The sequence below is a fragment of the Rugamonas sp. genome, assembly GCF_025354735.1.
Classification (GTDB): domain Bacteria; phylum Pseudomonadota; class Gammaproteobacteria; order Burkholderiales; family Burkholderiaceae_D; genus Rugamonas.
On record NZ_JANXMI010000084.1, the window covers coordinates 1 to 6,160 of the forward strand.

At 71.5% G+C, this 6,160-nt stretch carries 5 protein-coding genes and 1 pseudogene; 4 read left to right on the top strand and 2 right to left on the bottom strand.

Features of this window, described 5'->3' with window-relative positions; genetic code table 11:
- Both Q0S71_RS07580 and Q0S71_RS07585 read right to left on the bottom strand, forming a co-directional pair.
- Positions 1-1,550 (bottom strand): methyl-accepting chemotaxis protein (locus tag Q0S71_RS07580; protein WP_295993676.1); only part of this gene is annotated, 1,550 nt, incomplete at its 3' end.
- Positions 1,551-1,577: 27 nt separating this feature from the next.
- A complete protein-coding gene (locus Q0S71_RS07585) occupies positions 1,578-2,069 on the bottom strand; it encodes a chemotaxis protein CheW (protein WP_295993678.1) in 492 nt (163 codons plus the stop codon).
- 228 nt (positions 2,070-2,297) lie between these two features.
- Between Q0S71_RS07585 and Q0S71_RS07590 the strand changes: the two are divergent.
- The 4 genes and pseudogenes from Q0S71_RS07590 to Q0S71_RS07605 all read left to right on the top strand — a co-directional run.
- A pseudogene (locus Q0S71_RS07590) lies at positions 2,298-2,778 on the top strand (excisionase family DNA-binding protein).
- 108 nt (positions 2,779-2,886) lie between these two features.
- Positions 2,887-4,569, top strand: a complete 1,683-nt coding sequence (locus tag Q0S71_RS07595) for an ATP-binding protein (protein ID WP_295993681.1) — start codon at positions 2,887-2,889, stop codon at positions 4,567-4,569.
- 89 nt (positions 4,570-4,658) lie between these two features.
- A complete protein-coding gene (locus tag Q0S71_RS07600) occupies positions 4,659-4,949 on the top strand; it encodes an Hpt domain-containing protein (RefSeq protein ID WP_295993686.1) in 291 nt (96 codons plus the stop codon).
- The coding region (locus Q0S71_RS07605; RefSeq protein ID WP_295993684.1) for a hybrid sensor histidine kinase/response regulator at positions 4,946-6,160 on the top strand (1,215 nt) is incomplete at its 3' end. The genes Q0S71_RS07600 and Q0S71_RS07605, both read left to right, overlap by 4 nt.

The window sequence follows — 6,160 nt, forward strand, 5'->3', positions numbered from 1 at the left end:
GGCCGCGCCGCCAGCCGGAACACGCCCACCGATCGCTCCAGGCCGGCCGCTTGTTCCCGCATGGCGGCGGCGGCGGCGGCCGCCTCCTCGACCAGGGCCGCGTTCTGCTGGGTCGCCTGGTCCATCTGGCCGACGGCGGCGTTGATCTGCTCGATGCCGCTACTCTGTTCCTCGCTGGCCGACAGGATCTCGGCCATGACGTCGCCGACCCGGGTGATGCCGTCGACGATGGCCTGCATGCCGGCGCCGGCCTGGTCGACCAGCCGGCTGCCCAGCGCGACTTGTTCGCCTGAGCTGCCGATCAACACCTTGATGTCCTTGGCGGCGGCGGCCGAGCGCTGCGCCAGATTGCGCACTTCCGAGGCGACGACGGCGAAGCCGCGCCCCTGTTCGCCGGCCCGGGCCGCCTCGACGGCCGCGTTCAGGGCCAGGATGTTGGTCTGGAAGGCGATGCCGTCGATGACCCCGATGATGTCGCTGATTTTTTGCGACGCGGCGCTGATGGCGGCCATGGTTTGCACCACCTGGCCGACCATGGCGCCGCCGTGGCGGGCCGCATCCGACGCGCCGGCGGCCAGCATATGGGCCTGGCGTGCGTGGTCGGCGTTCTGGCGCACGGTGGCGGTCAATTCTTCCATCGACGAGGCCGTCTCCTCGAGCGCGCCGGCCTGCTGCTCGGTGCGGGCCGACAGGTCGAGGTTGCCGGCCGCGATCTGGCCGGAGGCGCTGGCGATGGCCGCCGCGCCGCCGCGCACGTCGCCGACGATGGTGGCCAGGCTGGCGCTCATGTCCTGCAGCGCGCGCAGCAGCTGGGCCGTCTCGTCGCCGCCGCGCACGGTGATCACGCTGGACAGGTCGCCGCCGGCCACGCTGCGGGCCACGCCCACGGCTTGCCGCAGCGGCCGCACGATGGCGCCGGTGGTCAGCACGGCCAGCGTGGAGCCGACGGCCAGCGCCGCCAGCGCCAGCGCCGGCAGCATCAGTCCAGTCTGGCGGGCCAGGTTTTCCGCCTCGGCGCCGCTGTCGTCCATCAGCTTGGACTGGAAGGCGATCAGCTGGTCGAGTCGCTCGAAATACTCGGCCTGGCTGCTACGGATAGGACCCAGCAGCAGCGCCTGGGCCTGCTCTTTTTGTCCCGCCTTGTAGAGGTCGAGGAACCGGCTGCGCTGGGCCAGGAAGCCTTTGCGGCTGCTGGTGACGGCATCGAGCAGCGCTTGGCCCCGCACGGACGTGGTGGCGGCGTCGAGCCGGTCCAGCGTGGCGGAGATGACGGCCGAGCTGCGGCTGAGTTCCTCGCGCGCCGCGTCGACCGCCGCCGCGTCGCTCAGCAGCAGCATGGTGCGCATGGTGCGCGTGTTGACATTGAGCTCATCCTTGATGGTGTGCGCCATCACCGTTTTCGGGTAGCGGTCGTTGCTGGCCAGCGTGATGATGGCATTGAGCTGGCCGACCCGCACATAGGCCAGCGCGGCCATCGCCACCAGCAGCACCAGGACGGCGCCGAAGCTGAGCGTGAGCTGGCGGCCTATCGTCATTTGGTTCAGTTTCATGGTGTTCTCTCCAATCGGGGTGGGGGATCAGGCTGCCAGGCGCTCGGGCGCCGCGTCGAGGAAGCCGCCGAGCAGCCGGCCGATGTCGACCAGGATCAGCATGCGCTCGTCGAGGGTGGCGATGGCCAGCACGTGGCCGGTGTCGATGCCGCCGCCGATCGCGGGCGCCGGGCGCAGCTGGTTCGGCATCAGGTCGACCACCTCGGTGACGCGGTCGACGACGACGCCGACCGTGCGCAGTCCCAGGTCGAGGATGACGACGACGGTGGTGGCGTCGCAGGCCGGCGCCGCCAGGCCGAACTTGATGCGCAGGTCGAGCAGCGGCACGATCACGCCGCGCAGATTGATGAAGCCTTTCACATAATCGGGCGCGTTGGCCAGGCGGGTGACGTTGTCGTGGCCGCGCAGCTCCTGCACCAGGCCGATGTCGATGGCGTATTCCTCGCGGCCCAGGCCGAACACCAGGGTGGGGCGGGCGGCCGGCGCGGCGGCCGATGATGGATCTTCGGTACGGTTCATGGTGTGCTCCTGTGTTGGCGTTGAATTCCGCGATTTGCGCCGCCCCGGCCGCGCCCGCCGCGGCGCGGCGATTCGGCGGCACAATGCCGGGGAGCGGCGGCGCCGCGCTTTGCGCGACGTCATCTATAAAATCAATTATAGTGAATTAATCAAATAAGTGCTTAATTCGTGAAACTATTTTTATTGCCTGTGGTTAATTTGGGAATCCGCGACGATGAAGGCAACGATATGACGGCCGACGAGGTCTGCACCACCCGGCGCGCCGCCGAGATCCTCGGCGTGTCCGTGTCCTCGGTCCAGCAGCTGGTCGAGGCCGGCGTGATCGAGGCCTGGCAGACCAAGGGCGGCCACCGCCGCATCCCGCCGCAGGCCGTGCTGGCGTACAAGGCCACGGCGTCGGCCGGTGGGGCGCCCGCGCGCAGCGCCGCGCCGGCCACCAGGCCCTGCCCGAGATCGCGCGCCGCCAGCCCGACATCCTGCTGGCCGACATCGTCATGGACGGCATCGACGGTTACGAGGTGGTCAAGACCATCGTCGCCGACCCCGAACTGAGCGCATCGCCATCCTGTCGGGGCTGACCGAGGCGGAGCTGGCGGCGCGCGGCGGCGTGCCGGCCGGCGTCGTGTTTTTCGCCAAGCCCGTCAACTACGACGAGCTGCGTGGCGACCTGAAGGCCTGCTGCGCGCAGTATCGCCGTGTTGTGAAATGATTTTAATGATTTAATCGAATTTGACAAATATGTTTTTTGCGGGCACCATGGAGGCTCGATAGCGGCACCCCGTCCGCCGGACCGGGGCCCTGTCGGCGGGGAGGCATCATGTGGCGACGGACATTGAGGCGGGTCGATGCGCGCTGGCTGCCGGGCGTGTTCGCGCTGCTGCTGATCGCCGGCGTGTGGGTCGTCACCGTGGCGCAGCTGCGGGCGGCCGAGCGCGACGCCCTGGACGACGCCGCGCGCGACGCCGGCGCCCTGGTGCGGCTGTTCGGCGAGCACGCCACCCGCACGCTGGAGGCGGCCGACCAGGCCGTCATTTTCCTGCGCCACCGCTATCGGAGCGAGGGCCGTTCGCTCGACATCCGGCGCGCGCTGCGCGAGGGGCTGGGGCCGAGCGACTTGTATAATTTGTTCAGCATCGTCGGTCCCGGCGGCGACGTGGTGCTGGCCAGCGCACCGTTCGCGCCCCTCAACCTGAGCGACCGCGAACACGTGCTCGTGCACCAGCGCGACCCCGACGCCGAACTCTATATCAGCAAGCCGGTGCTGGGCCGCGTGTCGAAGAAATGGTCGCTGCAGCTGACGCGCCGCATCAGCGGCGCCGATGGCGGCTACCAGGGCGTGGTCGTGGCGTCGATGGACCCGGCCTATTTCACGCGGCTGTACCAGGACATCGACGTCGGCCGGCAGGGCTCGATCGCTCTGGTCGGCGCCGACGGCGTCATGCGCGCGCGCCGCCTGGGCCTGGACGAGCGCCTGGGCCAGGACATCCACGACAGCGCCGTGTTCGCCGCGCTGCGGGCCAACGGCCACGGCCTGCTGACGGCGCCCGGCCCCATCGACGGCCGCGTGCGCATCTACGCGTATGCCAAGCTCGACCGCTTTCCCCTGTACGCCCTGGTCGGCTTCGACCGCGCCGAGCGCCTGGCCGAGCACATGGCCGGCCGCCAGCGCGCGCTGGCGCTGGCGGCCGGCGTCACGCTGGTGATCGCCCTGTTCGCCGGCGCCATCGTGCTGCTGGTGGGCTGGCTCAGCGCCAGCCGGGCCGAGGCGATCGGCGCCAACCTGGCCAAGTCGCGCTTCCTGTCGACCATGTCGCACGAGTTGCGCACGCCGCTGAACGGCATCCTCGGCTACTCGGAGCTGCTGGCCATGGAGCTCGGCGCCAGCCGCGCCGGCGGCTTCGTGCGGGCCATCAACGGCTGCGGCATGAAGCTGCTGGGCCTGGTCGAAGCGGTGCTGGAGCTGAGCGCGCTGGAGACCGGCCAGGCGGCGCTGGAGCTGGAGGCCGAGCCGCTGGGCGAGCTGTTGCAGCAGGCCGCGGCCGGACAGCGCGACGCCGCCCACGCCAAGGGGCTGGCGCTGGACTTGCGCTGCGGTCCCGGCCTGCCGCGCCGGCTCGTGTGCGACCGCCGCAAGCTGTTGCGCGTGCTCGACATCCTGCTGCGCAACGCCGTCGACGCCACCGATGCCGGCGCCGTGCAGCTGAGCGCCGACGTCGACGGCCCCGGCGTGCTGCTGCGCGTGAGCGACACGGGCCGCGGCGTGCCGGCGGCGCTGCGGCGGCGCATCTTCGAAAAATTCGTGCAGGCCGAGGGCGGCGCCGACCGCGGCAAGGACGGTCCCGGCCTCGGCCTGGCCATCGCGGCCCAGCTCGTCGAACTGATGGGCGGCGGCATCTGGGTCGGCGCCGCAGCGCCGCGGGGCGCCGTGTTTTCCGTGTCGCTGCCGTGTCCGCGGCGGCGCACGGCACCGGTGGCGGACACGGCGCGGGAGGCCGCATGAGCGCCCGCTACGACAGCATCGACCCGGCCGTGCTGATGCACGCCGTGGCCGGCGACCTGGCCTCGTTCCAGGCCCTGTAGCAGACCTTCCTGGCCATCGCGCCGCCGATGTACGAGCGCCTGCGACTGGCGCTCGGCGCGTGCGACCGGAGCGCCGTCTCCCATGCCAGCCACGCGCTCAAGGGCACGGCGGCGCTGGTCGGCGCCGTGGCGCTGGCGGCGCGGCTGCAGGAAATCGAGCTGGCGGCGGGCGGGGGCGGGACCCTGCCCGGACCGCAGAGCGCCGAACCGTTGGCGCCGCTGTTCGCGCAGGTGTTGCGCGACGTGGCCGCCAGCATCGCCGGCTACGACGGCGCCGACCTCGCGCCGCCGGCGCCATGAGCGCGCAGCGCGCGACCGGCCGTGCCGCCGACGGGCGCGCCCAGGACGGCGCCGCCGCAGGGGCGGGCGGCAAGATGGCCGCCATTCCCGGCGGCATCGAGCGCCGCCGCAATCCGCTGCGCTGGACCGGCATGCGCGCCGGCCGCGCCACCGCCGCCATCGGCGCCGCCATCCTGCTGCTGCTGGGCGCGACGACGGCGGTGTCGGCCTGGATCTTGCGCGTGCACGAAATCGAGGACTGGCGCCAGGACTTGAGCAGCCTGACGCTGGTGCTGGCCGAGAACACGGCCCAGACCATGACGTCGACCTATCTGACGCTCGACAGCCTGGCCGAGCTGGCGCGCCCGGCCCGCGGCGACCCCGCCGTGCTGGGCGGCGCCGCCCTGCAGCAGGCGCTGCGCGACAAGCTGGGCGGCCAGCCGCAGATCGCGGTGGCCACCATCATCGACGCCGCCGGCGCCGTCCTCAACTATTCGCGCGCCTATCCGGCGCCGGCCATCAACCTGGCCGAGCGCGACTATTTCATCCACCACCGCGACCACGCCGGCGCGGCCCCCTTCCTGAGCCAGCCGGTGCGCAACAAGGGCGACGGCAAGTGGACCTTCTACGTCAGCCGCCGCCTCGACGACGGCGCCGGCCGCTTCGCCGGCGTGGTGCTGGTGGGCGTGTCGTGCGACTTCTTCGCCGACTTCTTCCGCAACGTCAGCCTGGGCGACCACGCCACCATCACGCTGTACCAGAGCGACTACACCTTGCTGGCGCGCTGGCCGCTGAGGGAGGCGCTGATGGGGCGGCGCGTCAGCGGCGGCGCCACCCACGATGTGCTCAGCAGAGGGCAGGACAGCGCCGTCGTGCTCACCGACAGCCCGCGCGCCTCCGACGGCCGGCGCGCCGTGTTCCGCATGGGCGCCGTGCGCCGGGTCCGCAACTATCCCCTGATCATCAACGCCACCATCACCGGGGACTTGCTGCTCGAGGGCTGGTGGCGCAATGTGCGCCTGCTGGGCGCGGTGGCGCTGGCGGCCATGGTGGCGCTGCTGGGGGCGTTCTGGCTGATGGCCGTGCTGCTCAAACGGCGCGAACACGACGCCGCGCACGCGACGGCCCTGATGCGGCGCGCCGACGCCGCCAGCGAGGCCAAGTCGCGCTTCCTGGCCATGATGAGCCACGAGATCCGCACGCCGATGAACGGCATCATCGGCATGTCCGAG